This is a genomic window from Solitalea longa (assembly GCF_002920915.1).
Classification (GTDB): Bacteria; Bacteroidota; Bacteroidia; order Sphingobacteriales; family Sphingobacteriaceae; genus Solitalea; species Solitalea longa.
Map to the genome: position 1 here is coordinate 1 of NZ_PQVF01000021.1, position 26,801 is coordinate 26,801.

Genomic DNA, 26,801 nt, shown 5'->3' on the forward strand with positions numbered 1-26,801 from the left:
ATCGCCATGATAATTGGCTGCAGGCACATACGTAAATGAACCATCGGCAGCAACCGTAACTGTTCCATTTGCCGGATCGGAGGCTTTACTGAACGAGAGTACATCTCCGTCGGCATCGCTGGCTGAAAGATGCCCTCCAAAAGAAATATCTTCATCCGTTACCAAACTTAAAGGAGTTGAAACAACAGGCGGATCATTGACAGGTGTTACGTTAATTGCAAGTAAGGCTGCTGCGCTTTCATTGCTGAAATTATCAGTAACCGTAAAGCCTATCGCGTCAAGTGGATTTCCAGTCAAATCTCGATTTGGCAAATAAGTTAGGTTGACGATGTCTGTGGCCGATATTTGTTGATCAATAACTACCGGCACACCTGAAAGTGTTAGACTTCCAAAAACGGGTAGTTTAAGAATAGTTATATGATCAAACGTTCGGGGTGGTGCTGCTGTAAATGCAAAGTCACTCAGAACGAATTGATAATCTATATCCTCAGTGGTAGTTACAACCTTATTTGCAGTTTGGGTAGCAAGGTCAATATTAACAATGCTAAGCAATTGGGTCTGCGCTCCCTGGAAAGACGCACCATCACCGGTAACCGTCTCAATTGAAACCAGTACCGTTTCATTTGGTTCAACCAGGTTATCAACAACACTTACAAAATTAACTGAAGCGTTAATTTGGCCTGCCGGAATGGTTACACTCGTTGCATCAGCAGTGTAGTCATCAGGGTTAATTGCAGTTCCGGCCAAATTCAATGAGATAATAACGTCTTCAAAAGTTGGATTTGAAAGCGAGAGTGTTAACACAGCAGCTTCACCTTCATTTACTGAAGTTTTATCAAGCTGAATTGTCACTACAGGAGCTGCAGTTTGATCGGCAATTGTCACTGTTAATGATTGTTGGGTTGCATCTGCTATTGCTGCGCCTCCACTAGCAGTTACCGGAGCATTAACAATTACTGTTTCGTTTTGCTCATGAATATTATCTGCTAATGAATTAAGAAAAACGGAGGCCGATAATGCACCAGCCGGAATCGTTATTGTTTTAGTTATGGTATAATCAGCGCCTTCGGTTGCAGAACCACTCACTGTATAAGTAACCGTCACATCTTCATAAGTAGGACGGCTTAAACTTGCGGTAACACTTGCATTTTCACCCTCAAAAACCGACGCTTTATCAATGGACAATAGTATTTGGGGAGCTGCAGTTGCATCTGTAATACTTACCGATTTGTCGGCAGTAGCTATTGGAATAGTTGCATTTATTGGATTGCTAAGAGCTACATTAAAAGTCTCTGTCTGCTCTTTTATATCATCAGCCAAAACAACAACCGGAATATCGAACGTATAAGTATCGCTTAATGCAGGAGGCAAAAAGGTAATTGTATCAGTTATTCCCGAATAATCGGCTCCATTAGTTGCCGTTCCATTAGTAAATGAATAGATAAAGGTAATTGGCAGTTCCGTTTGTCCTGAACCGGTTACAGTTATAACATACTGTACTTGTCCTGTGGCAAGATCAGGCTCTACAAATGCAGATTCTGGAGGCAAAAGAGCTAGCTCCGGCACTGAATCATCATTTTCTATAGTACCAATGCCTGTTGCAATTCCCAAGTTGGCATTTATCGGAGCCGATAAATTAACCTCAAAAGTTTCATCGTTTTCAAATATTGCATCCAGAACGATTGGAACATCGACGGTTACACTAATAGATCCGACAGGAATTGTAATGGTTCCCTGAGTGGCCATGAAGTCAGTTCCAGAAGTTGCTTTTAAGCCCGCTAAGACCTCCGAAGTAGAATAGCTAATGTCAACTGGTTTTCCACTCAGGTTATCCAAAGAAATTGTAAAGGTCATGGGTTGGGTTCCACTTCCATTGCCTTCTGCCCCACTTGCATTATTAATGCTAACTGAAGGAGGATCATCATTATCAATAATTGTACAAACTCCTTCTTCCCGCCCAATTACGGCTCCATTGGCATTTAAGAGGGTTAATAAGAAGGTTTCGTCATCTTCATCAATATTATCATCTACTATGTTAATCGTTATAGTTTGAGTTAATGTTCCTCCTGCTGGAAAAGTTAAAGTCCCAGCAAGTAGGTTATTTGCATTATAATCGCTATTTACTTCTGCAGTTCTATTGGTTATTTCATAATCAACTGTCACCTCCTCACTGGTCGGGTTACCGCCCAATGATACCGTAAACGTAGCCGTTCCGGCATTTTCGTTCACGTTGATATCATTCACCGTTAATAAAGGTTGATCATCGTCGCCAATAATTGTTCCTGTTCCTACAGGTTTCGCTCCGGGTGAAACTAAATCGGCAAAATCAGCAGAGGCAATATTAACAGTAAAGGTTTCATTTCCTTCAACAATATTATCACCCAATACTTCAATTGTAATTTTTGCGTGTTGTGTTCTTGCAGGAATTACCAATTGAGCATTATTAACCGCGGTAAAATCTGAGCCCCCGGCTGCTGTTCCATTTGAGGTGCTATAGGTCAATGTAATATCACGTCCGCTCGTAGCACTTAAGCTTACATCAAAAGTTATAAGAGAGGAACCTGTATTTCCTTCTACTACCGATGCATCACTAATTGCTATTATCGGCTGAGCATCGTCATTTACTATAGTTCCGATAGCGGCGGCTATACTTCCCAAATTAGCATTCACCGGATCAGCAATTGAAACAGAAAAGGTATCATCAGTCTCATTAGACAAGTCGCCGTTAACGGCTATTGTTATACTTGCCTGAGTAGAACCTGGCGGAATGGTTATTATTCCGGAAGATGCTACATAATCAAAAGGAGCATTAGCTGTAATATCATGGGTTTCGTAGGCAAAGCTTAGATTCCGGCCACTTACGGCACTAAGCTGTATTGTAAACACAAAATTGGTTACTCCGGTATTTCCTTCGGGGAGACTGACATTGCTTGTAAAGCTTAATTCGGGCAAAACATCATTATCTATTATGGTAACCACAGCCGAGGTGCTTGCTAATATGGCATTCACCGGACCATTCAGATTAAACCTAAACGTTTCATCATTTTCGTTCAATGCATCATCAATAATAGGGATGGAAATTTGAATTGATGCTGTGCCTGCAGGTATTGTAAGGGTACCACTTACTGATGTAAAGTCATTTGGAGACCGGGCTGTAACGTTGGAAGTGGCGTAATTCACTTGAATATCTTTACCCGACGCTTTGTCTAATGTCAAGGTTACTACAGCATTTCCTGATCCTTCATTTACATCCACATTGGCCATACTTATAATTGAGCGTTGATCATCGTTCAATATGGTACCAATCGAAGTTGCTGAAGAACTTAATGTTGCATTACCAGCTGAAACTAGTGTTACCGTGAAAGTTTCGTCATTTTCGTCTTTAGCATCATCATTAACCGGCACTGAAAGCGTGGCAGTTGTTGATCCGCCAGGAATTAATAAAGTTAAATTTGACCCTTCAACGTAATCATTATCGATAACTGTAGCAGTTCCATCAGTGAGCGAATAAACCAAACTAATATCTTTATCAGTTGGATTTGAGAGGTTGATTGTGAAGTCTATTTTTCCATTCGCTTCAAAAGCCGAGGCACTGTTAACAATTGAAATAACTGGCACAATATCATCATTGACTATTGTGGCCGCACCTTGTGGCGTGGTAATATTCGCATTTGTTGCGTTGCTTAAATTAAGTGTGAAATTTTCATCACTCTCAGTTTTAAGGTCACCATTTACTTGAATGCTTATAACTTTTGAAAGTTCGCCAGCCGCAAAAGTTAATGTTTCATTTTGGGTAGCATAATCATTATCTGTTGTAAGCGCTGTTCCATTTTGGGTAGCATAATTAACAGTAACAGTTTGAGTTGAAGGATTTGAAAGCGTTACCAGGAAATTAAAACTGTTCACGCCTGCATTTCCTTCATTGGCCGAGATATTTGATATAGATATAGAAGGAATTCCATCATCATTTACTATAGATCCGGTAGCTGTAACTGAAGCTGCATTTTGTGCAAAACGTACATAAGTGGGATTGTTTATTATCAATGAAAACGTTTCATCATTTTCAAAAATCAGATCCCCATTAATTGGAATCGCTATTGTACCGGTTAAGGTATTCGGAGGAATTTGTAAGCGACCTATAACTGCCTGGTAATCTTTATCGGCACCGCTAGAAACCGCAGTCCCATCCACTGTTGCGAAATTCAACGAAATTTCCTTATCCGAAGTATTGCTGAGTTGAACAGTAAATATCATCTCTGTTTGCCCTGCATTCCCTTCATTCATGCTTACATCACCTATGGTTGCTACCGGTTGTACATCATCATTAACAATAGTATTTTGAATTAATGTTGTAGGAACACTGGCATTTATCGGATTAGTAAGTGAGATGTTAAATATTTCGTCCGATTCAAGCTTAACATCGCCATTTACCACCACCGTGAAGACTTTATCCGTTTCACCTGGTGCAAACACTATATGCGCACTACCATCCTGGTAGTCATTATCGGTCGTGGTGGCCGCGCCATTGGCTGTGGCTACATCCACTTCTACCTGTTGGTAGCTGGCATGGTCGAGCACCACATGAAAATCATAGTTCGTCGCTCCACTGTTACCTTCATTCTGCGACAGGGAGGCTACGCTTACAACCGGCTGGGCATCATCATTGATGATCGTCAGCGGTACATCCACAATATCCAGCACTACATTCCGGGCATCACTCAGCGTTATATACCAGGTTTCGTCTGCTTCAAACTTCGTATCTCCTATTATAAACAGCGTGGTGTCTTTGGCTGTAACACCCGGAGGCATCGTAAAGGGAATATTCACAAACACATGATAATCGTTATCTGCGGCTGTGGCCGTTCCGTCTTTCGAGCTGCCGTTCCAGCTGATCGTTTGAGCGCTTGGATTGGATAGCCTTGCCTTGACCGTTAGCGAAGTGATTCCGCTATTCCCCTCTTTCACTGAAAAAGCACTGGTGGTTAAATGCGGCACCTGATCGTCGTTAGTGATCGTGCCTGTTACACTTGTTTGTCCCAACGTGCCATTGGCGGCATTGCTCAGCTGCAATGTAAAAGTTTCATCGGCTTCATTCTTCAGGTCTCCGTTGACAAACACCGTGATCGTTTTGCTGAGTTCGCCGGCGGCAAAACTCAGCGTGCCATTTGTGACGGCCACATAATCATTGTCGGCTGTACTGGCTGTGCCATTGGCGGTAGCGTAATTAAAGCTCACCGTACTGGCCGAAGGGTTGCTCAGCGTGACTGTAAAGGTTAAGGTCGTGGTTCCGGTATTGCCTTCATTTACCGAAGCGGCGGCCACACTGATCGTTGGCGAGGCGTCATCGTCGGTGATCGTTACCTGCCCGATCAAGCTGCCGGCCGTGGCGTTATTGATATTGCTCAGCACTACCGAAAACTGCTCATCGCTTTCTTTGATGTTATCCCGGGTAATGGCGATGCTGATGTTCTTGCTCGTCTCCCCAGGAGCAAACGTTAAGGTGATGTTGGAACCAGAGGCATAATCAACCCCTGAGGTGGCCATGCCGGCCAAAGTACTGTAGTCAAGCGTGATCGTTTGGGCGCTCGGATTGCTTAGCGTTACCGTAAGGTTTGCCGAGGTGGAGCCTGCTCCCGTACCTTCCGTCACCGACTGACTGGCAGGACCGATCGATACCGTCGGGAGGGCATCATCATTGCGGACCGTACCGGTAGCCATAGTGGTATTAATTGTTGCATTTATTGGATTGCTTAGCGTTACGGTGAAAGCTTCATCCGCCTCTCGCTTGGTGTCACCATTCACCACCACAGTGAACACCTTATCCGTTTCGCCCGGTGCAAAAACTATATGCGCACTATTAGCCAGGTAATCGTTATCGGTCGTGGTAGCCGTACCGTTGGAGGTGATTACATCCAGCTCTATAGGCTGGTAACTGGCATGATCCAGCACCACATGAAAATCGTAGTTCGTCGCGCCACTGTTGCCTTCATTCTGCGATTGTGAAGCTATATTCACAACAGGCTGAGCGTCGTCGTTAATGATCGTCATTGGCAGATCCACAAAGTCTATGATCACATTCTGACCGTTAGTTCGCATCAGGTACCATACCTCGTCGGGTTCAAACTTCGTATCGCCCATAACACCAAACACTGTGGTGTCTTTGGCCGTAACGCCCGGAGGCAGTGTGATTGGAATATTGGCAAAGGGAGGGTAATCGTTATCTGCTGCCGTGGCCGTGCCGTCTTTTGAGCCGATGATCCAGCTGATGGTTTGATCACTAGGGTTCGAGAGTCGGGCCTTGAGCGTCATCTGCGTGAAGCCGCTATTACCCTCTATTACCGAAAAGGCGCTGGTTGTTAAGTGCGGCACCTGATCATCGTTAGTGATCGTGCCTGTTACACTTGTTTGTCCCAACGTGCCATTGGCTGCATTGCTCAGCTGCAAGCTAAAAGTTTCATCAGCTTCATTCTTCAGGTCTCCGTTGACAAACACCGTGATCGTTTTGCTCAGCTCGCCGGCAGCAAAACTCAGCGTGCCGCTTGTGACGGCCACATAATCATTGTCGGCTGTACTGGCTGTGCCATTGGCGGTAGCGTAATTAAAGCTCACCGTACTGGCCGAAGGGTTGCTTAGCGTGACTGTAAATGTCAAGGTCGTGGTTCCGGTATTGCCTTCATTTACCGAAGCGGCGGCCACACTGATCGTCGGCGAGGCATCGTCGTCGGTGATCGTTACCTGCCCGGTCAAGCTACCGGACGTGGCGTTATTGATATTACTCAGCACCACCGAAAACTGCTCATCGCTTTCTTTGATGTTATCCCGGGTAATAGCGATGCTGATGTTCTTGCTCGTCTCCCCGGGAGCAAACGTTAAGGTGATGTTGGAACCAGTGGTATAATCCACCCCTGAGGTGGCCGTGCCGGCCGAAGTACTGTAGTCGACTGTGATCGTTTGCGAACTAGGGTTACTCAGCGTTACCGTAAAGTTAGCTGTGGTAGTACCCGCTCCCGTACCTTCTGCCACCGACTGACTGGCAGGACTGATCGATACCGTCGGAAGGGCATCATCGTTACGGATCGTACCAGTGGCGGTGGTAGTATTAATTGTAGTATTTACCGGATTGCTTAAGGTGAGCGTAAAATTTTCATCCGCCTCTCGCTTGGTATCTCCATTCACCACCACCGTGAAGACTTTATCCGTTTCACCCGGTGCAAACACTATATGCGCACTACCATCCTGGTAGTCATTATCAGTTATGGTGGCCGTACCGTTGGCTGTGGCTACATCCACTTCTACCTGTTGGTAGCTGGCATGGTCGAGCACCACATGAAAATCATAGTTCGTCGCTCCACTGTTACCTTCATTCTGCGACAGGGAGGCTACGTTTACAACCGGCTGAGCATCATCATTGATGATCGTCAGCGGTACATCCACAATATCCAGCACTACATTCTGGGCATCACTCAGCGTTACATACCAGGTTTCATCTGCTTCAAACTTCGTATCTCCTATTATAAACAGCGTGGTGTCTTTGGCCGTAACGCCCGGAGGCATCGTAAAAGGAATATTCACAAACACATGATAATCGTTATCTGCGGCTGTGGCCGTTCCGTCTTTCGAGCTGCCGTTCCAGCTGATCGTTTGAGCGCTTGGATTGGATAGCCTTGCCTTGACCGTTAGCGAAGTGATTCCGCTGTTACCCTCTTTCACTGAAAAAGCACTGGTTGTTAAATGCGGCACCTGATCATCGTTAGTGATCGTGCCTGTTACGCTTGCTTGTGCCAAGGTAGCGCTGGCGGCATTGCTCAGCTGCAATGTAAAAGTTTCATCAGCTTCATTCTTCAGGTCTCCGTTGACAAACACCGTGATCGTTTTGCTCAATTCGCCGGCAGCAAAACTCAGCGTGCCATTTGTGACGGCCACATAATCATTGTCGGCTGTACTGGCTGTGCCATTGGCGGTAGCGTAATTAAAGCTCACCGTACTGGCCGAAGGGTTGCTTAGCGTGACTGTAAATGTCAAGGTCGTGGTACCGGTATTGCCTTCATTTACCGAAGCGGCGGCCACACTGATCGTCGGCGAGGCATCGTCGTCGGTGATCGTTACCAAACCTGTGAGAGTACCGGCCGTTGCATTATTGATATTACTCAGCACTACCGAAAACTGCTCATCGCTTTCTTTGATGTTATCCCGGGTAATAGCGATGCTGATGTTCTTGCTCGTCTCCCCAGGAGCAAACGTTAAGGTGATATTGGAACCAGTGGTATAATCCAGCCCTGAGGTGGCTGTGCCGGCCGAAGTGCCGTAATCAACCGTGATCGTTTGGGCGCTCGGATTGCTTAGTGTTACCGTAAGGTTTGCCGAGGTGGAGCCTGCTCCCGTACCTTCCGTCACCGACTGACTGGCAGGGCTGATCGATACCGTCGGAAGGGCATCGTCATTGCGGACCGTACCGGTGGCGGTGGTAGTATTAATTGTAGTATTTGCCGGATTGCTTAAGGTGATCGTGAAATTTTCATCCGCCTCTCGCTTGGTATCGCCATTCACCACCACCGTGAACACCTTATCCGTTTCGCCCGGTGCAAAAACTATATGCGCACTATTAGCCTGGTAATCGTTATCGGTCGTGGTAGCCGTACCGTTGGAGGTGATTACATCCAGCTCTACCTGCTGGTAACTGGCATGATCCAGCACCACATGAAAATCGTAGTTCGTCGCGCCACTGTTGCCTTCATTCTGCGACAGGGAGGCAACGTTTACAACCGGCTGGGCATCATCGTTAATGATCGTCAGCGGTACATCCACAATATCCAGCACTACATTCCGGGCATCACTCAGCGTTACATACCAGGTTTCGTCTGCTTCAAACTTCGTATCTCCTATTATAAACAGCGTGGTGTCTTTGGCCGTAACGCCCGGAGGCATCGTAAAAGGAATATTCACAAACACATGATAATCGTTATCTGCGGCTTTGGCCGTTCCGTCTTTCGAGCTGCCGTTCCAGCTGATCGTTTGAGCGCTTGGATTGGATAGCCTTGCCTTGACCGTTAGCGAAGTGATTCCGCTATTCCCCTCTTTCACTGAAAAAGCACTGGTGGTTAAATGCGGCACCTGATCGTCGTTAGTGATCGTGCCTGTTACACTTGCTTGTGCCAACGTGCCATTGGCGGCATTGTTTAGCTGCAATGTAAAAGTTTCATCGGCTTCATTCTTCAGGTCTCCGTTGACAAACACCGTGATCGTTTTGCTCAATTCGCCGGCAGCAAAACTCAGCGTGCCGCTTGTGATGGCCACATAATCATTGTCGGTTGTACTGGCTGTGCCATTGGCGGTAGCGTAATTAAAGCTCACCGTACTGGCCGAAGGGTTGCTCAGCGTGACTGTAAATGTCAAGGTCGTGGTACCGGTATTGCCTTCATTTACCGAAGCGGCGGCCACACTGATCGTCGGCGAGGCGTCATCGTCGGTGATCGTTACCAAACCTGTGAGAGTACCGGCTGTGGCGTTATTGATATTGCTCAGCACTACCGAAAACTGCTCATCACTTTCTTTGATGTTATCCCGGGTAATGGCGATGCTGATGTTCTTGCTTGTCTCTCCTGGAGCAAACGTTAAGGTGATGTTGGAAACCGACGTATAATCTACACCTGAGGTAGCCGTACCGGCCAAAGTACTGTAATCCACCGTGATCGTTTGCGAACTAGGGTTACTCAGCGTTACCGTAAAGTTAGCTGTAGTAGTACCCGCTCCTGTACCTTCAGTCACCGACTGGTTGGCCGGACTAATCGATACCGTAGGGTTCGCATCGTCGTTGCGGATCGTACCGCTGGCGGTTGTGGTATTAATTGTTACCCCAACAGGGCTACTCAATGTGAGTATAAATGTTTCATCGGACTCAAACTTTGTATCACCATTTACAGTAACCGGAATAGTAGCAGCAGTGTTTCCTGCAGGAATAGTTAATACTCCAGAGGTAGCAACGTAATCTTCACCTGCCAATGCTGTTAAATTAGAAGTTGCATAATTAACCCTCACATCGCAGTTAACGGCCTGACTAAGTTCAATCTGAAAAGTAGCGGCAGTGGTACCGGAGTTACCCTCAGGAATGGAAGGAACATTGACAATTGTTAACAGAGGTATGGGGGAAACAGCAAAACGAATAGCATTACTAGCTAATGGGATACTGCACGCTCCTGAGATAACTGTTCTTCGATAATAAGTTGACTGCGGCAATTCAGGCGGATCATAGTTAGCACCCTGACCTGCGGTGGTTATATTCGACCAATTTGTGCCATCTAAACTAGATTGCCACTGATATGTATATCCTCCACTTCCTCCTGTTAGGGTGGATCCGTTTATTATTGTTGGATCGATCCCATAACAGATATTCAATGAGGAGCTTGCTGTTATTGTATTATTGGCAATTGCAGGCGTTATCGTTACAACTGCATTCCCCGAAACACTATACCCACAGTCGGTTGATCCATCATCAACACTTTTAAGAGTGTAGGTTGCAGCTGCTGTTGGGCTTACCGAAAATGAATAGGAAGAAGTGTTAATATTATTTATCGAATAGTCTGTTGTTCCATCAGAATAAACAATGCTCCAGGGCGAATTTCCAGTTAAGTTCACCGTAAGCAAAGCCGTGGTCCCTGAACATATTGTCTGAGTTCCAGACAAAATCCCGGAAGGTGATGAACCAATGGAGATTGAAGGAGTGTTTCTTTTATTATTGGCTGGAGCACCGTCGATATTTGGAGTGTTTGGTGCGACGGTTGCTTCAACTGACTGAATAGAGGCAGGAGCATCAGGCTTTACGGTAGCCTTTAGCACCAATGAAATGACAGCTCCTACAGGCAGATTGGCAGTTGAATTAATGGTAACAATTCCGGTTGAGGAATTATAAGAGCCCCCTTGGGTAGCGCTATCAAAATTTAATCCAACAGGAAGAGGAAACTGGACATTCAGGCCGGAGATAGCATCGACGGGGCCATTGTTTCGAATTTGAAAAGTAAACTCAGTGTTGTCGCATCGCTTCTCTGAGCTAACATTCGGAATGATCTGCTCCAGATTAAGATCCGACTGCCCATTTCGGGTATCTGAATCACTTGCTGTATTATTCCCCAGAGCATTGGATGGTTCGCTTGCCTCGGCTACTGTGACCGTATTTACTAAAGGATCCGAGGTAAGGCTAGCTGCAAATTTAACCGGGACTGTAAAAACCAATGTATTGCCCGTACCCACCTGTAAGTTTGCCCCCGTTACGGATACCCCAATACCTCCTATAGGTCCCGAAATTGCACCTATTGAACCTCCAGTAGCCACCCCTGTAACCGTACCATTTATGGTTACTCCGGCAGGCAGTGTATTTGAAAGAGAGATATTGCCAGCGTTTGTCAAACCGACATTACGAACGGTAATGATATATGTTCCGGTGCCTCCGGGCGTATACGTTGCAGAGTTATCTGATATTTCCACCGAAATATCTGTCTGAGAAATAATCTGTACCGCGTCTGTTGATGAGTTATTGGTTGTGGCAGTTTCTCCGGCTACAGTTACTGATGCTGTACTGGATAAAGAAGATGCGGCTGCTTGGTCGACTTTAATGGGAACGACCAGATCGGGATAGGTGCTTCCCGGAGCGAGCGCATCAGACCTTACAGCGGTAACCGTTTGGCCGTTTACAGTAACGGACCATCCATTTGAAGCATAAGTGGAACCCTGAGGAGTTAATCCTACAGGAAGAACATCGGTAACTTTTACCTGATTAGTGGTACTACCATTAGCTGTGGAACTGTTGTTAACCTTTATTGTAAAATTATAACTACCGCCTCTGACAAAACTCCCGCTATGTGTCTTAGCAATACTTAAATCGGGCCTTCGGATTATTGTTGTTGTTCGTGAAACATCATTAGTCTGATCCAAATCAATAAACCCTGTTGGAGGATAGACCCTGGCAAGATTGGTTACTTGATTTAATGTTCCGCTTGTTTCGTTCAGCTTACCTGTAAGTGTAAAAGTTCCTGAACTATTAGCTTTTAAGGTAGTAGCGCGTAATTCTAAAATATTACCATTAGCGATTATAATACCGGCATTTTGCGCATTGGTTGAAGCAAAAGAGCTACTTACCAGTGAAAAAGAGGATGGCAAGGTATCTCTCACAATGGTATTATTGGCGTCGGTGGCTGATCCATTCTGAACATCAATGGAGTAAGAAAATGTGGTTTGATTATCTGCTGCTGAAGGACCCAGTTTAGTAACTGAAAGGTTATTGCTGGTAGTGGTAAACAAGTTACGGATCTCATGAACATTTCTCGATCCACCGGTTGAGCCGGCAAAACCAACTCTTAACCTGGCTGGTGGATTTGCCAATAGCGAAGAATTTATAGCAGGAATAATGGTAACAAAATCGCCGGTAGGGCTTGTTTTAAGCTTTATTGATATTTTAAATCCTGCCCCACTAACAGGCTCTAATAAAATTTGCACCCTACGATAAAATTGGGCAGAAGTGGGACGTGTTGAGGTGGTGGTATTATAATCCACACTTACCCCTGCCATTGGACTACCCGAAATACCTGCATGGGTACCTCCGATATAAGCATAATTACTGGAGGGGCCCCGAATAGCAATTGCATCGGGCAATGTATTAGAGCCACCTATTCCACCATTTTTACCTTCGGAGTTAATGATAAAATTGCCAAACTCATCGATTCCAATTCCTACATATCCTCCCGTTAATCCTGCAACACCTGTTTTTTGGGCATAACCCAAAGAACCTCCATCAGCACCTATGGCAAATTTTTTGGAGCCACTGTTATTTATATCGTAACTGGCATCAAACAAGAAAACCGAAAAGCCATCGGCTTTACTACTGCTACTTCCCCAGGACAGGAATTCAAAATCAATAATGGCTCCCATATCAGGGGTAAACGACTGATTAATGTAAGCCCATCCAACCTGGTTATTGGCGTCTTCAGTTAACCTCAGGTAGCCTTGCCCTATAGGATCAGCACCCGTCTGACCGGTTCCTGTTAAACGAGCCTTCCCTCCAAGTGTAATACCCGCAATAGAACTACCTGTTAAAGGCTCATTTATAGTAAACTGGCCCTTTACTGTTGAGGTAAAAAAGAAAATTAAAACCAGGATTATAAATGAGGTTCTATGTACAGAAGGCCGCATACAAAAAATAAGGGTTTATTAATGTATTGAACGCACCTCTGCTGGTTGGAAACAGTCAAATATTAAGAGAGGAAAGTGTTTAGAGTGCGTAAATTAATCTCAAATTCCAGGATTGTATATTATGTTACCTATTAAATTTAATAAATTAAGCGCAAAAGAAAAAGGAAACTGAAAGCTTTAATGCGTAACATCCCGGCCACTTTTATGATTTTTGCATTAAATACTTCTGCCCGATTTTAAGCTGACTTTAAAAATAATACTGTATGGAAATCGCAATTATTGCCCATGACGGAAAGAAAGACGAAATGAGATTTTTTTTGAGTAAGAACCTGGATGTATTTACTCAAGAGCATATTAGATTGATTGCCACCGGCACTACGGGCAAAATAGCAGAAGAATTAGGGTTAAACGTTCAGCGGTTGCTGTCAGGACCACTTGGGGGTGATGCACAGATCGCTGCAAGGGTGGCCGAGGGTTTTACAAAGATGGTGATCTTTTTCCGCGACCCTTTAAATGCTCACCCTCATGAGCCCGATATTATGATGTTGATGCGCCAGTGCGATGTGCACAATGCTGCCTTAGCAAGTAATCCGGCAACAGCTGAAATATTGATACAGGGCCTTCGGATTTAACCCTTCGGTCCTCGACTACGCTCGGACTGACCGCTCAGGATGACTGATCCTTCGACTGCGCTCAGGATGACTGATCCTTCGACTACGCTCAGGATGACTTCGACTGCGCTCAGGGTGACTTCGACTGCGCTCAGGATGACTGATCCTTCGACTACGCTCAGGATGACTTCGACTACGCTCAGGATGACTTCGACTGCGCTCAGGGTGACTGACCCTTCGACTGCGCTCAGGATGACTGATCCTTCGACTGCGCTCAGGATGACTGACCCTTCGACTGCGCTCAGGATGACTGACCCTTCGACTGCGCTCAGGATGACTTCGACTGCGCTCAGGGTGACTGACCCTTCGACTGCGCTCAGGATGACTTCGACTACGCTCAGGATGACTTCGACTGCGCTCAGGGTGACTGATCCTTCGACTACGCTCAGGATGACTTCGACTACGCTCAGGATGACTTCGACTGCGCTCAGGTGACTGACCCTTCGACTGCGCTCAGGTGACTGATCCTTCGACTACGCTCAGGATGACTTCGACTGCGCTCAAGGTGACTGATCCTTCGACTCCGCTCAGGATGACGAAATTGTCAGGCTGAGCGGAGTCGAAGCCTTTATTTAAACTGCTCAGTTTTTCTAAAAACGGTGCCGCCTTTATCCGAACCAAATACCAACTTACCAGCAGTATTGTAGCCTCGCTCCCAAAACATCAGTGTGCTTTCGCTAAAATATAATTCAATGGATTTGTAAACCGCATTGGCAGGTAGTCCGGCTACGCAGGTATTGGCCTTTGTTCCACCGGTAAACTCTATCATGGTTTTACGAACTATGTACAGCGGACAACTTACCTTTACCAACATTGTATCGCTTACGCCAGCGAATAATGGCATTTTTGATTTCCAGTCGGTTACGGAAGGAATCGATGTTTTAGGCTCGAATACCTCTATGAAATAACGGTTTTGATCGGCTTGTTTAACATGCCAGACAAACTGTTGATGTGGCAGATTTGTCGAATCCGTTCTAAACCGCTCACCATACAACCAAAATCCGTCATCTTCCTTTTCGGCCCAAATTTGTTTCATAACAAATGACTCGGGCTTGGTATCTAAACTGAACCGTGCCTGATCTTCATTTGTAAAACGACCGCTTACATTTTCTCGTAATTGCTTAAGTTCCTTGCTTAGTTTTTGGGCGCTAAGATTTCTGCCTATCAATATAAAACAGAGTAAAACTATAGCAACTTTAAATTTATTCATTTTAGTTATTCTAGGGGTTGCGAGTTTTTGGTTACGGGTTACGAATTGCTTAACAAAGTCCTGCCTATTCTAAAATCTAAAATCGTACTTCTTACCTTAATTGACGCAAATACTGTTGAACGGTGTTTTCCAGACCCAGGTATAATGCATCGCAGATCAAGGCATGGCCAATTGAAACTTCCATCAGTTCGGGCATATTATCTTTCAGGTATTTAAGATTGTGCAGATCAAGATCATGCCCGGCATTTACACCTAAACCCAGTTCTGCCGCTAACTTAGCCGCATCGAGGTAGGGTTGGATTACTTGCTCCCTGTTTTGATGGTAGCCCGTAGCATATGATTCGGTATAGAGCTCGATGCGATCGGTACCAGTTTCGGCAGCGCCATCAACCATATCAATCACCGGATCAACAAAAATAGAAGTACGAATGCCGTTCGATTTAAACTCGGCAATAATATCTTTTAAATATGCACGATGACGAATGGTATCCCAGCCAGCATTGGAAGTGATCGCATCCGGAGCATCTGGGACCAAAGTAACCTGGGCAGGCTTTACTTTTAGCACCAAGTCCATAAAGCGTTCATCTGGTCGGCCTTCAATATTAAATTCAGTAGTTAATAAAGGTTTCAGATCGATACAATCCTGGTAGCGGATGTGGCGTTCATCGGGACGAGGATGCACGGTGATACCCTCGGCACCAAAACGTTCACAATCTAACGCAACTTTTATTATATCAGGGTTATTACCACCTCTGGCATTTCTAATGGTAGCTACTTTATTAATATTGACACTTAGCTTTGTCATTGTTATCTATTTAAAAATTCTTGAATGGCATTAATTAATTGTTCCTGCTGTTGTTGTTTCAAGTAAATCCTTGCTTCAGCACTTCGCTCTTGACAATCGGTTAAGCGGCAACGCTCGCAGGTAATGTTCACCAATCGACGTGGAATGTTCTCATCATTTACAAACCTCACCTTTTGAGTCAGCTGTTGATTGATCAACAAACCAATACTTACAGTGCTGTTTTGCGTAGGCGTCCGTCGTGCAACACTGAACAACAGGTATTCATTTGTTGAATCGACATAGGAAGAACGCTGAATTCCGGAGATCCATTGCTCTTTAGGTGCTTTTTCCAAATCATTTAACAGCCATATCGAGATCCAGCGATTGCAATAATGCTCGTGCCTAAAGCTGGCATGCGGATTATGCAAACCTGAGAGATGGAGCTCTTTGGATAGATGAACTTCCTTATCCGATTTATTACGGTCAAATTTAAGAAAGAAAAGCTGGTTGAGACCGAAGAATTTTGGAAGAATACTGGTTAAACGGTACATAAACACTTCGGGAGTGGCCGTATATTTCTGCATGATCGCATCCAGACTTTCTGCCGACCATTTCTTATGCGCAAAGAAACCCTCCATATCTTCAATGAGCTGATCACAGGAAACGAGGACAGCTCCGGCAAAATAGGAGGTCCGGAAATTGTTAAGCACTACATCAAACGATTCCACCTTAACCCAAACCGAGGTATATGAACGATTTTCGATATTAAGCAGCTGAAAACCGATCTCTTTTGCTAAAATAAAAGCCTTTTGTTCAACACTCAGTTTATCGTTAATCAGCAGTTCTTTATTATTCGAGTCGAATAAGGAACGTAGCTCTTTTAACTGCTCATTTTTCTGAAGTGTGTACTTGACTTTGATTGAATAGTCGGTTAAAAGCACCTGTTCGAGCTGAGCAATCAATGAGGTTCCATTACCTTCAATATTTTTCTCTTCAATAAATGTTGATGCCAGCTGCTCCAAGTCGCCAAAGTAGTTCTCACGCATTTCCTGGTACGAGCGCAAGGCATCAAAATAAAACTGCTCCACGCTAATGTCACGGTTACGGGCAATTTCAATCAGCGTATTTACAAATGCCCCAAACTTAGCAGGTGCGGTAGCAAACACATCTACCAAAGTAGAAATATCAATCCCGAAATGCTCCAAGGGAAGCTCTTTCATTAAGTCAGAACTAAGCAAACGGGCAACGGCCAGCAGTTTTTTATCGATCTCTAAGGATACCAACTGATCATAGGGAACATCCAATGCATCAGCAATCAAAGCGATCTTACTTGGTTTTGGGTGTTTCTTTCCCTTTTCAATTTCGTTGAGATACGAAACCGAAACCCCGGTTTGTTGTGCCAATTCGGTAAGCGAAATGCCTTTATCGGCCCTTGAGCTACGGATTTTAAGGCCTAAAATGAGGCGGATCGTTTCTTCGTTGAGTATCAAATTGATTGATTTTGGTGTTTCTGATATCAATGATACGCAAAAACGAGAAAGCACGCAAAAAGCGAAAAAAATATTTCAGCGAATTTTCGCTAATAAAGAATTTTTACTATATTCGGATTAATCAATCAATAAATCTTTTCATTATGGATCAACTTACTACAGGTTACTTGGTGGAAATAAGCAAAGATCTTAACAACCACTCTACCACGCTTCTCACTCCTGAAGCGATTGATTTTTTAGTTTTTCTTCATCAAAATTTCGAACATGAACGTCGCGAATTGCTGATCCGTAGGATGGAACGTCAACGGGAAATTAACACTGGAAAACTCCCTGATTTTCTTCCTGAAACTGCAAGCGTGAGAAATGGCAATTGGAAAGTCGCTCCGATTCCTGCTGACCTTCAAAATCGCCGGGTGGAAATTACCGGTCCTGTAGATAAGAAAATGATCATTAATGCGCTTAATTCGGGCGCCAATGTTTTCATGGCCGATTTTGAAGATGCTACTTCCCCTACCTGGGACAATGTGCTAATGGGACAACAAAACTTAAAAGATGCCATCAGAAGGGAAATAGATTTTGAATCGGAAGATGGTAAACAATATAAACTCGATGAAAAAACAGCGGTGCTATTGGTTCGTCCACGGGGCTGGCATTTAACGGAGGCTCATTTCAAAATTGAAAACCGGGCTATATCCGCTTCATTATTTGATTTCGGGCTTTACTTTTTCCATAATGCCCGCAAGCTGATGAGCCTAGGAACCGCTCCTTATTTCTATCTGCCTAAACTAGAAAACCATTTAGAAGCACGCCTTTGGAACCAGGTGTTTGAGTTTGCGCAAGAATATATGGGCATACCACGCGGAACCATAAAAGCTACGGTGCTGATCGAAACCATTTTGGCTGCATTTGAGATGGATGAGATCTTATATGAATTGCGTGAACATATTGCGGGACTGAACGCCGGAAGATGGGATTATATTTTCAGCATCATTAAGAAATTCAGGATGCAGCAACAGTTTGTATTGCCCGACCGCTCCTCGGTGACCATGCGCGTACCGTTTATGCGAGCTTACACCCAACTGTTGGTACAAACCTGTCATAAACGCGGAGCACATGCCATTGGGGGTATGGCTGCTTTTATTCCGAACCGAAAAGATGGTGAAGTGACCCGCATAGCCCTTGAAAAGGTAAAAGATGATAAACAGTTTGAGGCCGAAAATGGCTTCGACGGTACCTGGGTAGCTCATCCAGATCTTATCCCGATTACCAGGGCCACATTCGATCTGATGTTGGGAGCAAAACCTCATCAGAAAAATATATTGCATGAAGATCTAACTATAACCGCCAAAGACCTGCTAGCCATTTCATCAGCCGGCAACACCATTACCGAACAAGGCGTACGCACCAATGTAAATGTGGGTATTCGTTATATCGCTGCCTGGTTAAATGGTGTTGGAGCTGCTGCCATTAACAACCTGATGGAAGATGCGGCAACGGCCGAAATATCGAGAGCCCAATTGTGGCAATGGGTTCGTCATGGCTGCATAACCGACCAATGGAAACTGATCGATCGCCATTATGTAAACGATATTATTGACGAAGAGCGTGAAAAGCTGAAAGAAGAAGTGGGATTTGACCGTTATCATTCGGAGAACTATATGCTGGCAGGCTGTCTATTCCACGACCTGGTGTTCAGCAAACAGTTCCCGGAATTCCTGACCTTACAGGCCTACTACTACATACAGCAAAACGATTAATTACAAAAGCGACCAATCAATCAACGGCTAGCCTCAACCCTCTTTAACTGAGGGTGAGGAAAGCTATTACACCCTATAAATCATATGAACAGTATTGAGAAAGCGCAGCAACTGGCTGCGGAATGGGCGAGCCATGCCCGCTGGACTGGCATTAAGCGGAGCTATACTGCCGAACAGGTAATTAAGCTAAAAGGCAGCGTTACTATTGAACATTCCCTTGCCCGACTAGGTGCTGAACGACTATGGAAGTTGCTGAACGAGGACCATTATGTATCGGCACTGGGAGCTCTTACCGGAAACCAAGCCATACAGGAAGTGCAGGCAGGGTTGAAGGCTATTTATTTGAGCGGATGGCAGGTGGCCGCCGATGCCAACCTAGCCGGTGAAATGTATCCCGACCAGAGTTTGTACCCTGCCGACAGTGTTCCAAAGGTGGTAAAGAAAATCAATAATGCTTTATTGCGGGCCGACCAGATACAAACCATGGAAGGCCGTGATGATGTACATTGGATGGCGCCGATCGTTGCTGATGCCGAAGCCGGATTTGGTGGCAACCTGAACGCCTTTGAACTGATGAAAGCTATGATAGAAGCGGGAGCTGCAGGCGTTCACTTTGAGGATCAATTAGCATCAGCAAAAAAATGTGGTCATATGGGTGGAAAGGTATTGGTTCCTACGGGAGAGTTCATTGCCAAACTCAATGCTGCACGTTTGGCTGCCGATGTAATGGGTGTTCCTACGCTACTTGTAGCCCGTACCGATGCTGATGCCGCTACCCTACTCACCAGTGATTGCGATGAACGGGATCATTCATTCATCACTTCAACCGAACGAACCCCTGAGGGTTTTTACAAAGTAAAAGCAGGCATCGAACAGGCTATTTCACGAGGGCTTTCTTATGCACCTTATGCCGACCTGGTTTGGTGCGAAACCTCGAAACCGGATATTGGACAAGCACGTGAGTTTGCTCAAGCTATAAAAGCCGAATTCCCCAATAAATTATTGGCCTATAATTGCTCGCCGTCTTTCAACTGGAAAAAGAATCTTGACGATGAAACCATGCTTACTTTCCGTGAGCAACTGGCCGATATGGGCTATAAATTCCAGTTTATTACCCTTGCAGGATTTCACGCCCTTAATACCGCTATGTTTGAACTGGCCCTGAATTACAGTGAAAAAGGAATGCTTGGTTTCTCTAACCTGCAACAACGAGAGTTTGAATTACAAGAGAAACATGGATTCAGGGCCGTTAAACACCAGGCCTTTGTTGGAACCGGGTATTTTGACGAGGTGCAAAACACCATTATGAACGGACTGGCTTCCACCACTGCCTTGAAGGGTTCGACGGAAGAAGAGCAGTTTCATTGATTCTAACAGCTAGCAGTTGCGTATATATTCTGTATTTGTATGTATATACGCAATTGCTGTTTTGAAAAATTTCAAAAAATCACCTATAGCAAGGAGAAACTTATCAAAGTTGAGTTTCTGTATAATTAACAAGGTGCAGAGGTTAGCAATCTTTAGATGCATTGATTCCATTTGCTTTCATTATGGCTTTGACTAGACGTATACTAGACGTATACTAGACGTATACTAGGCGCATACTAGACGTATACTAGGCGTATACTAGGCGTTGATACCTAGGGGGGACTGGTCCAGTCTAAGATTTTCAATTGATTAATTTCATGCGTACTTTTTCTTACGATGGGTTGTTCCCAATCTCCGTTTTTATAACGATCAATTTTAACAGTGATTTTTATTGCACTTGGCTTCGGCAATTTTTCGCCTCCGCGGTCGGCTGGACCGAGTTTCCGGAACGTCCCGATAGCTATCGGGACTTATTTTTTCTCCCGCCAACCATAAGCAGCACATGGCCTAAAAAATAAAAGGCCGCTAACCCGGAAACTGAATGTTAAACCAAATTAGCGGTCATTGCAAGGAATGTATAACCCTCATCATCAATTATAATAAGGGCCTTGGAAGGCCCCAAAGTTCTGACAGATTAGATTGGGTTAACAATTACAAATACTGCACAGAAAAGTCTTTGATTTTATTTATTCCAGGAAGAGACGCTATCGCTTAACAATCGTGGAATGAGTTGTTCCTAATCTCCGTTTTTATAACGATCAATTTTAACAGTGATTTTTATTGCACTTGGCTTCGGCAATTTTTCGCCTCCACGGTCGGCTGGACCGAATATTCCCGACGGAACTGCGTCCAATTCGCCTTCAAGCCTTACCGCAAGGCCTGAATTGGCCAAGGTTCCTTACGGGAATATTGAATGATTTTGCGGTATCAAAGTTCTCGTAAATTAGATTTACAAAGTGCTTCTGCAATTGTTGCCCTCCATCCCGATAACTATCGGGACGTCCTATCGGCCTGCAGTCATTCCGCACGAGCCGGGATAGGCCAAGATTCCTTATGCGAACACTGAATGATTTGTCGACATGTTTGGCAAAACAATGAGAAATGCTTTGTGCGTAGGGCAGACAAAACGGCGGGCCATGCGTTGGGCTGTGAGGGGTCCCGGTTTAACCGGGATGTCTTGACTTTTAAGTGACGCTATCGCTTAACAATCGTGGAACGAGTTGTTCCTAATCTCCATTTTTCTAACGGTCAATTTTAACAGTGATTTTTATTGCACTTGACTTCGGCAATTTTTCGCCTCCACGGTCGGCTGGACCGAGTTTCCGGAACGCGGCTGCTTATTTTTTCTCCCACCCACCCATAAGCAGCACATGGCCTAAAAAATAAAAGGCCGCTAACCCGGAAACTGAATGTTAAACCAAATTAGCGGTCATTGCAAGGAAAGCATAACCCTCATCATCAATTACAATAAGGGCCTTGGAAGGTTCCCAAAGTTCTGACGAGGAACGAGTTGTTCCTAATCTCCGTTTTTCTAACGATCAAATGCAGGGAAAACATGTCCTTATATAATCCTTATGCAATTGTTGCCCTCCACGGTCGGGCGGACCGAGTGTTCGCAACGGAATTGCGTCCTATCCGCCTGCAGTCATTCCGCACAAGCCGGGATAGGCCAAGATTCCTTATGCGAACACTGAATGATTTTGAGCTAGCAAAGTTGTGGCAATTAGATTGGGTTAACAATTACAACTGCTGAACAGGCTAAGGATTCGGTTTTATTTATTCCAGGATGTTATGCTGTGTGAAACACTTTGGGTAAGGGAATTGTCCCAGTCTAAGACTTTCGATCGATTAATTTCATCCGTATTAGTTCTTACAAAGTTCTTCTGCAATTGTTGCCCTCCACGGTCGGGCGGACCGAGTGTTCGCAACGGAATTGCGTCCTATCCGCCTGCAGTCATTCCGCACAAGCCGGGATAGGCCAAGATTCCTTATGCGAACACTGAATGATTTGTCGACATGTTTGGCAAAACAATGAGAAATGCTTTGTGCGTAGGGCAGACAAAACGGCGGGCCATGCGTTGGGCTGTGAGGGGTCCCGGTTTAACCGGGATGTCTTGACTTTTAAGAGACGCTATCGCTTAACAATCGTGGAACGAGTTGTTCCTAATCTCCGTTTTTCTAACGATCAAATGCAGGAAAAACATGTACTTATATAATCCTTATGCAATTGTTGCCCTCCACGGTCGGGCGGACCGAATATTCCCGACGGAACTGCGTCCAATTCGCCTTCAAGCCTTACCGCAAGGCCTGAATTGGCCAAGGTTCCTTACGGGAATATTGAATGATTTTGCGGTATCAAAGTTCTCGTAAATTAGATTTACAAAGTGCTTCTGCAATTGTTGCCCTCCCAAATAACCCATTTCTGATTAATTTATTCCGATTTCTCCTTAGCAGGTTCGTGCTTATTCCGTATTTTAATGTTTACAGGCATCTACCCCTATGAAAATTTCAAAAATTAATCATCATCAGCAGGATCGTATTAAAATTGAATTTCCATATAACCAGGAAATCGCGGCCTTGTTAAAGTCTATACCGGATACGAAGTGGAGCCGAACGCATAACGCCTGGCATATTCCGTATACTAAAAGCGCTTACCGTCAACTTATCAGCCTGTTTCCGGAGCTTCGACCCAAACGAACTGAAGAGTTTACAGCTCCTACATTTCAAGACGCGAAGCAGCAAGTTGCTGGTGGCATACACGTAACCGTAGTTGGTCGAAAAATAATCCTAAAAATGCCCAGGAATGATGCAGACGTGGCTTTTGTTTCCCAGCTAAAATACAGCAGATGGAATGCCTTTGGCTTTTACTGGCAGTTGCCGAATTATAAAGGTACGTTGGAAATGCTAAAAACCTATTTTGGCCCTCGTATAAGCTCCCTTGTTGAAGAAGAACAAGCGGAAGCCAATGATGTATCAAGAGGACCTGTAACAAAAAATGATGCGTTCATTTTAAAAACTGCCACAGGTCGTTTACGCATTATCACCAATTTTAACGAGGAGGTAACGAATGCCATAAAACAGCTCCCTTTTTATAAATGGGATGGAAAAAATAAATGGTGGACGATAGCCTTTTCGGAACAAAATTTAACCAAATTAAAGCTAGGGCTGCAAGCAGCCGGACTGCGCATCATTTTTAAAGAAGAAGCGATTAGCGACGGTTGTCCAAAATTATCAGCCTCAACAATAGTAAATTATCGCTTTGCACCTGAAAGCCTTGTTGAGAAACTTAGGGAATTGCGATACAGCCAATCGACCATAAAGTCGTATGTGAATTTGTTTGAGGAGTTTATTAATTATTACCGGAATAACGACATTGATCTGCTTGACGAAAAGCATATAATTGCCTATTTAAGATACCTGGTTACCGAGCGAAAAGTTAGCTCCTCGTATCAAAACCAGGCCATTAATAGCATTAAATTTTATTATGAACGGGTATTGGGCGGGCAGCGAAAGTTATATTTTATAGAACGGCCCATTACAGAAAAAACGCTTCCGGTGGTGTTAAGCGAGCAGGAAATAAAGATGCTGTTTGATAACATTTCCAATTTGAAGCATAAAGCAATGTTGATGCTTAGCTATTCGGCGGGTTTAAGGGTGAGTGAGTTATTGAATCTTAAGGTAGAAGATATTGATTCGGACCGAAAGCAGATCAGAATTAAACAGGCAAAAGGCAAGAAAGACCGATATACGCTCTTGTCGGCTAAGGTACTAGTTGTATTACGCCAGTATTATTTGGCATACAAACCCGGGGAATGGTTGTTTGAAGGATTTAACGCTGATGGAACGCAAGGGACAATGCCGTACTCGGCCCGCAGTGCCCAACAAATATTCAGGGATGCAGTAAAGAAGGCAGGCATACGGAAAAAGGTAAGTTTACATACGCTCAGACATTCATTTGCCACGCATTTACTGGAAAATGGAACTGATTTGCGTTATATACAAAGTTTGTTAGGCCACGGCAGCAGTAAAACAACCGAAATTTACACGCATATTACCACTAAAGGATTTGACCAGATAAAAAGTCCATTAGACAATTTAGATATTGAATAAAATAGTTACTTTGGAGGGCTGAAACCGCAGATGTGTTATAAATGAGAGAGGAAAGAGGGTTCAGCCAAATGAAATATATACGCAACAAAACTTACAATTTAAACAACGAGCTGCGTATACAGACTCGTTATACGTAACCTTATGAGGCTTTTCTTGTTATTAATCACAAGTTTTGCAATTATTTCTTGTAAAGATTATCGAAACGACGACTCTATGTATTGGGTAAAGTTTCGTTCACATTGGGTAAAATCAAAATTCGAGATTGACACTCTTAATATTTCGGTAAGCAAATTTTTAAATGGCGACACGGAGAAATTGATTTACAAATCTCCTTTTGACACTGTGACATACATTTTGAACCAAGCAAAACCTGAATTATCAAAGTTTATTGCACCTTACAAAGGTTCTGAAAATTTCAAATTTGTTAAAGATTCCGTAGTTGTACTTGACTCGAAATTATTTAAAATTTTGCATTTCAAAATGGCTACTGGAGTTATGGATATAGTAGTAGAACATTATTGGACTTCCGATTTTGGAGTATTTATGGTGCACTCTTCGACTTGGCCAAATATTGGGATTTTGCAAAGTCGGAACCAAGCTAAAAACAGAGAAATTTTGGGGCTTGTCAAAGCGATTTGTCCGCCTTTTTTTAAGGGAAAAGTAAAAGAAATCGTTCCGAAAAATTAAGGCTACGTATAACAGCCGCTTGCCGTAAGCGCTGGCGACGTGCTAATTGAACTTTTAACTTAATTAATATATTTACGCCACGGCGGAGATTGACGCATGTGTTTTCATCGCGCCTTCGGCAAGCGTCACCCGTTACATGCAACCTTAAAAAACATCTATGGCAATTTCTGGTAGACCAAAAAAATGTGATCCCCAAATTGATAATATTAGAAGTAAAATCAATTCTGACGATTTCATTACAGTGAAAGCAACGCTTAAAGAATTCGGTATTAACGCAGAAGATAGTTATGGGAGAACAGCATTAATAAATGCAGTACTTGAAAGGAAGACTGCGTTTATTGAGTGGTTAATGGACAACGGAGCGAATCTAAATCATCAAGACAGAACTGGGTATTCATCTTTACACTTTACAGGACAGGAAAAGCTTCCAGATTTGGCAAAACTATTACTAAGCAAAGGTGCTGACCCCAATATCGCTGACCTACATGGCAATCCACCATTATGGACTGCAATATTTAACGCAAAAGGAGATTTCGAAGTGGTTAAGCATTTATTGAGAAGTGGAGCAAATCCTGACCTAGTTAATAAACATAGTAAAACACCCAGATTTATGTTTCTAACATTGAATAATGAGGACATTGAAACTCTCGATTTAAAGTAAGGCTGCATGTAACAGCCGCTTGCCGCAAACACGGTGGACGTGCAATTTTGAACTGAAAACTTAATTAATAATTTTACACCACGGCCGACAAAGACGCAGGTGTTTTCACCGCGCCTTCGGCAAGCGCCAAAACGTTAGGTGCAAGTTTAGAAAACCCCTCAACCTCATTGAATCACCCTTATGAATATGATGCAGGAATTTTATTATTGGATGTACAAGGGACTTAAAAGAATTCGTAAAGAAGAAAATCCTTCCTTTGACGCAGTTTTAGGTGTTGTGTTTTTCATAAACCTAAATATCATGGTTATCGGTCGACTTGCTTATAATTATACTCATTTCAAGATTTCTAAAGACCATGTTATAGTTATTGCAATTATTTATGCTCTAATGTTTCTAAGTGTCAGTTCTTTCTATTTTCTAAGAAACAGGACAAAAATCTTTGAAAGAATCAACACCTATCCTGCAAAACGACTAAGGAAGGGAAAATATGTTTTTATAGCTTATGTCATTTTATCTTTAGTATCATTTTATTCGCTAGTATTTCTCGAGTAAAACCTGCACCTAACAGCCGCTTGCCGTAAGCGCGGTGGACGTGCAATTTTGAACTGAAAACTTAATTAATAATTTTACATCACGGCGGAGAAGGACGCAGGTATTTTCACCGCGCCTTCGGCAAGCGCCAAAACGTTACCTGCCATTTTATAGAACGACTACACCTTGGAACTAAATAGAAAAATGAAAATAATTTTTAGTGCAATAACATTCCTAGCAATCACAACATTGTTTTCTTTTTGTCAGTCTCAATCTAGAGTAACAACAGTTTTCATCTCGAACCAAATTGATACGGCAACGGATTTGGGAGTGAGCAAAATTTATATTTTAAA

At 43.9% G+C, this 26,801-nt stretch carries 11 protein-coding genes; 6 read left to right on the forward strand and 5 right to left on the reverse strand.

What is annotated here, in order from left to right:
• Positions 1–13,179 (reverse strand): Calx-beta domain-containing protein (locus tag C3K47_RS19010; RefSeq protein WP_103790751.1); only part of this gene is annotated, 13,179 nt, incomplete at its 3' end.
• Positions 13,180–13,442: 263 nt separating this feature from the next.
• On the opposite strand from C3K47_RS19010, the gene C3K47_RS19015 reads away from it, so the two are divergent.
• Positions 13,443–13,811: a methylglyoxal synthase gene (locus tag C3K47_RS19015; protein ID WP_103790752.1), complete on the forward strand. Its 369-nt coding sequence runs from the start codon at positions 13,443–13,445 to the stop codon at positions 13,809–13,811.
• A gap of 607 nt (positions 13,812–14,418) precedes the next feature.
• Here the strand turns inward: C3K47_RS19015 and C3K47_RS19020 are convergent.
• The 3 genes from C3K47_RS19020 to C3K47_RS19030 form a co-directional block, all read right to left on the reverse strand.
• Positions 14,419–15,060: a chromophore lyase CpcT/CpeT gene (locus C3K47_RS19020; protein WP_103790753.1), complete on the reverse strand. Its 642-nt coding sequence runs from the start codon at positions 15,058–15,060 to the stop codon at positions 14,419–14,421.
• A 91-nt stretch (positions 15,061–15,151) separates the two neighbouring features.
• Complete coding sequence (locus C3K47_RS19025; protein ID WP_103790754.1) at positions 15,152–15,865, reverse strand: pyridoxine 5'-phosphate synthase; 714 nt, start codon at positions 15,863–15,865, stop codon at positions 15,152–15,154.
• Between the two features lie 2 nt (positions 15,866–15,867).
• Entirely contained in the window at positions 15,868–17,334 is a 1,467-nt protein-coding gene (locus C3K47_RS19030) for a helix-turn-helix domain-containing protein (protein WP_103790759.1), read from the reverse strand.
• A gap of 143 nt (positions 17,335–17,477) precedes the next feature.
• On the opposite strand from C3K47_RS19030, the gene aceB reads away from it, so the two are divergent.
• Together aceB and aceA are read left to right on the forward strand one after the other, a co-directional pair.
• Complete coding sequence (gene aceB, locus C3K47_RS19035) at positions 17,478–19,091, forward strand: malate synthase A (RefSeq protein WP_103790760.1); 1,614 nt, start codon at positions 17,478–17,480, stop codon at positions 19,089–19,091.
• An 84-nt stretch (positions 19,092–19,175) separates the two neighbouring features.
• Positions 19,176–20,459, forward strand: a complete 1,284-nt coding sequence (gene aceA, locus C3K47_RS19040) for an isocitrate lyase (RefSeq protein WP_103790755.1) — start codon at positions 19,176–19,178, stop codon at positions 20,457–20,459.
• A gap of 736 nt (positions 20,460–21,195) precedes the next feature.
• Here the strand turns inward: aceA and C3K47_RS19635 are convergent.
• Positions 21,196–21,351, reverse strand: a complete 156-nt coding sequence (locus C3K47_RS19635) for a hypothetical protein (protein WP_165784743.1) — start codon at positions 21,349–21,351, stop codon at positions 21,196–21,198.
• 1,607 nt (positions 21,352–22,958) lie between these two features.
• On the opposite strand from C3K47_RS19635, the gene C3K47_RS19045 reads away from it, so the two are divergent.
• From C3K47_RS19045 to C3K47_RS19055, 3 genes are all read left to right on the forward strand, one after another.
• Positions 22,959–24,569 (forward strand): tyrosine-type recombinase/integrase, encoded by a 1,611-nt coding sequence (locus tag C3K47_RS19045; protein WP_207765332.1) that lies wholly within the window; start codon positions 22,959–22,961, stop codon positions 24,567–24,569.
• Positions 24,570–24,710: 141 nt separating this feature from the next.
• Positions 24,711–25,256, forward strand: a complete 546-nt coding sequence (locus tag C3K47_RS19050; protein ID WP_165784744.1) for a hypothetical protein — start codon at positions 24,711–24,713, stop codon at positions 25,254–25,256.
• A gap of 157 nt (positions 25,257–25,413) precedes the next feature.
• Positions 25,414–25,917, forward strand: coding sequence for an ankyrin repeat domain-containing protein (locus C3K47_RS19055; protein WP_103790757.1), 504 nt, complete (start codon positions 25,414–25,416; stop codon positions 25,915–25,917).
• Positions 25,918–26,801 lie beyond the last annotated feature (884 nt).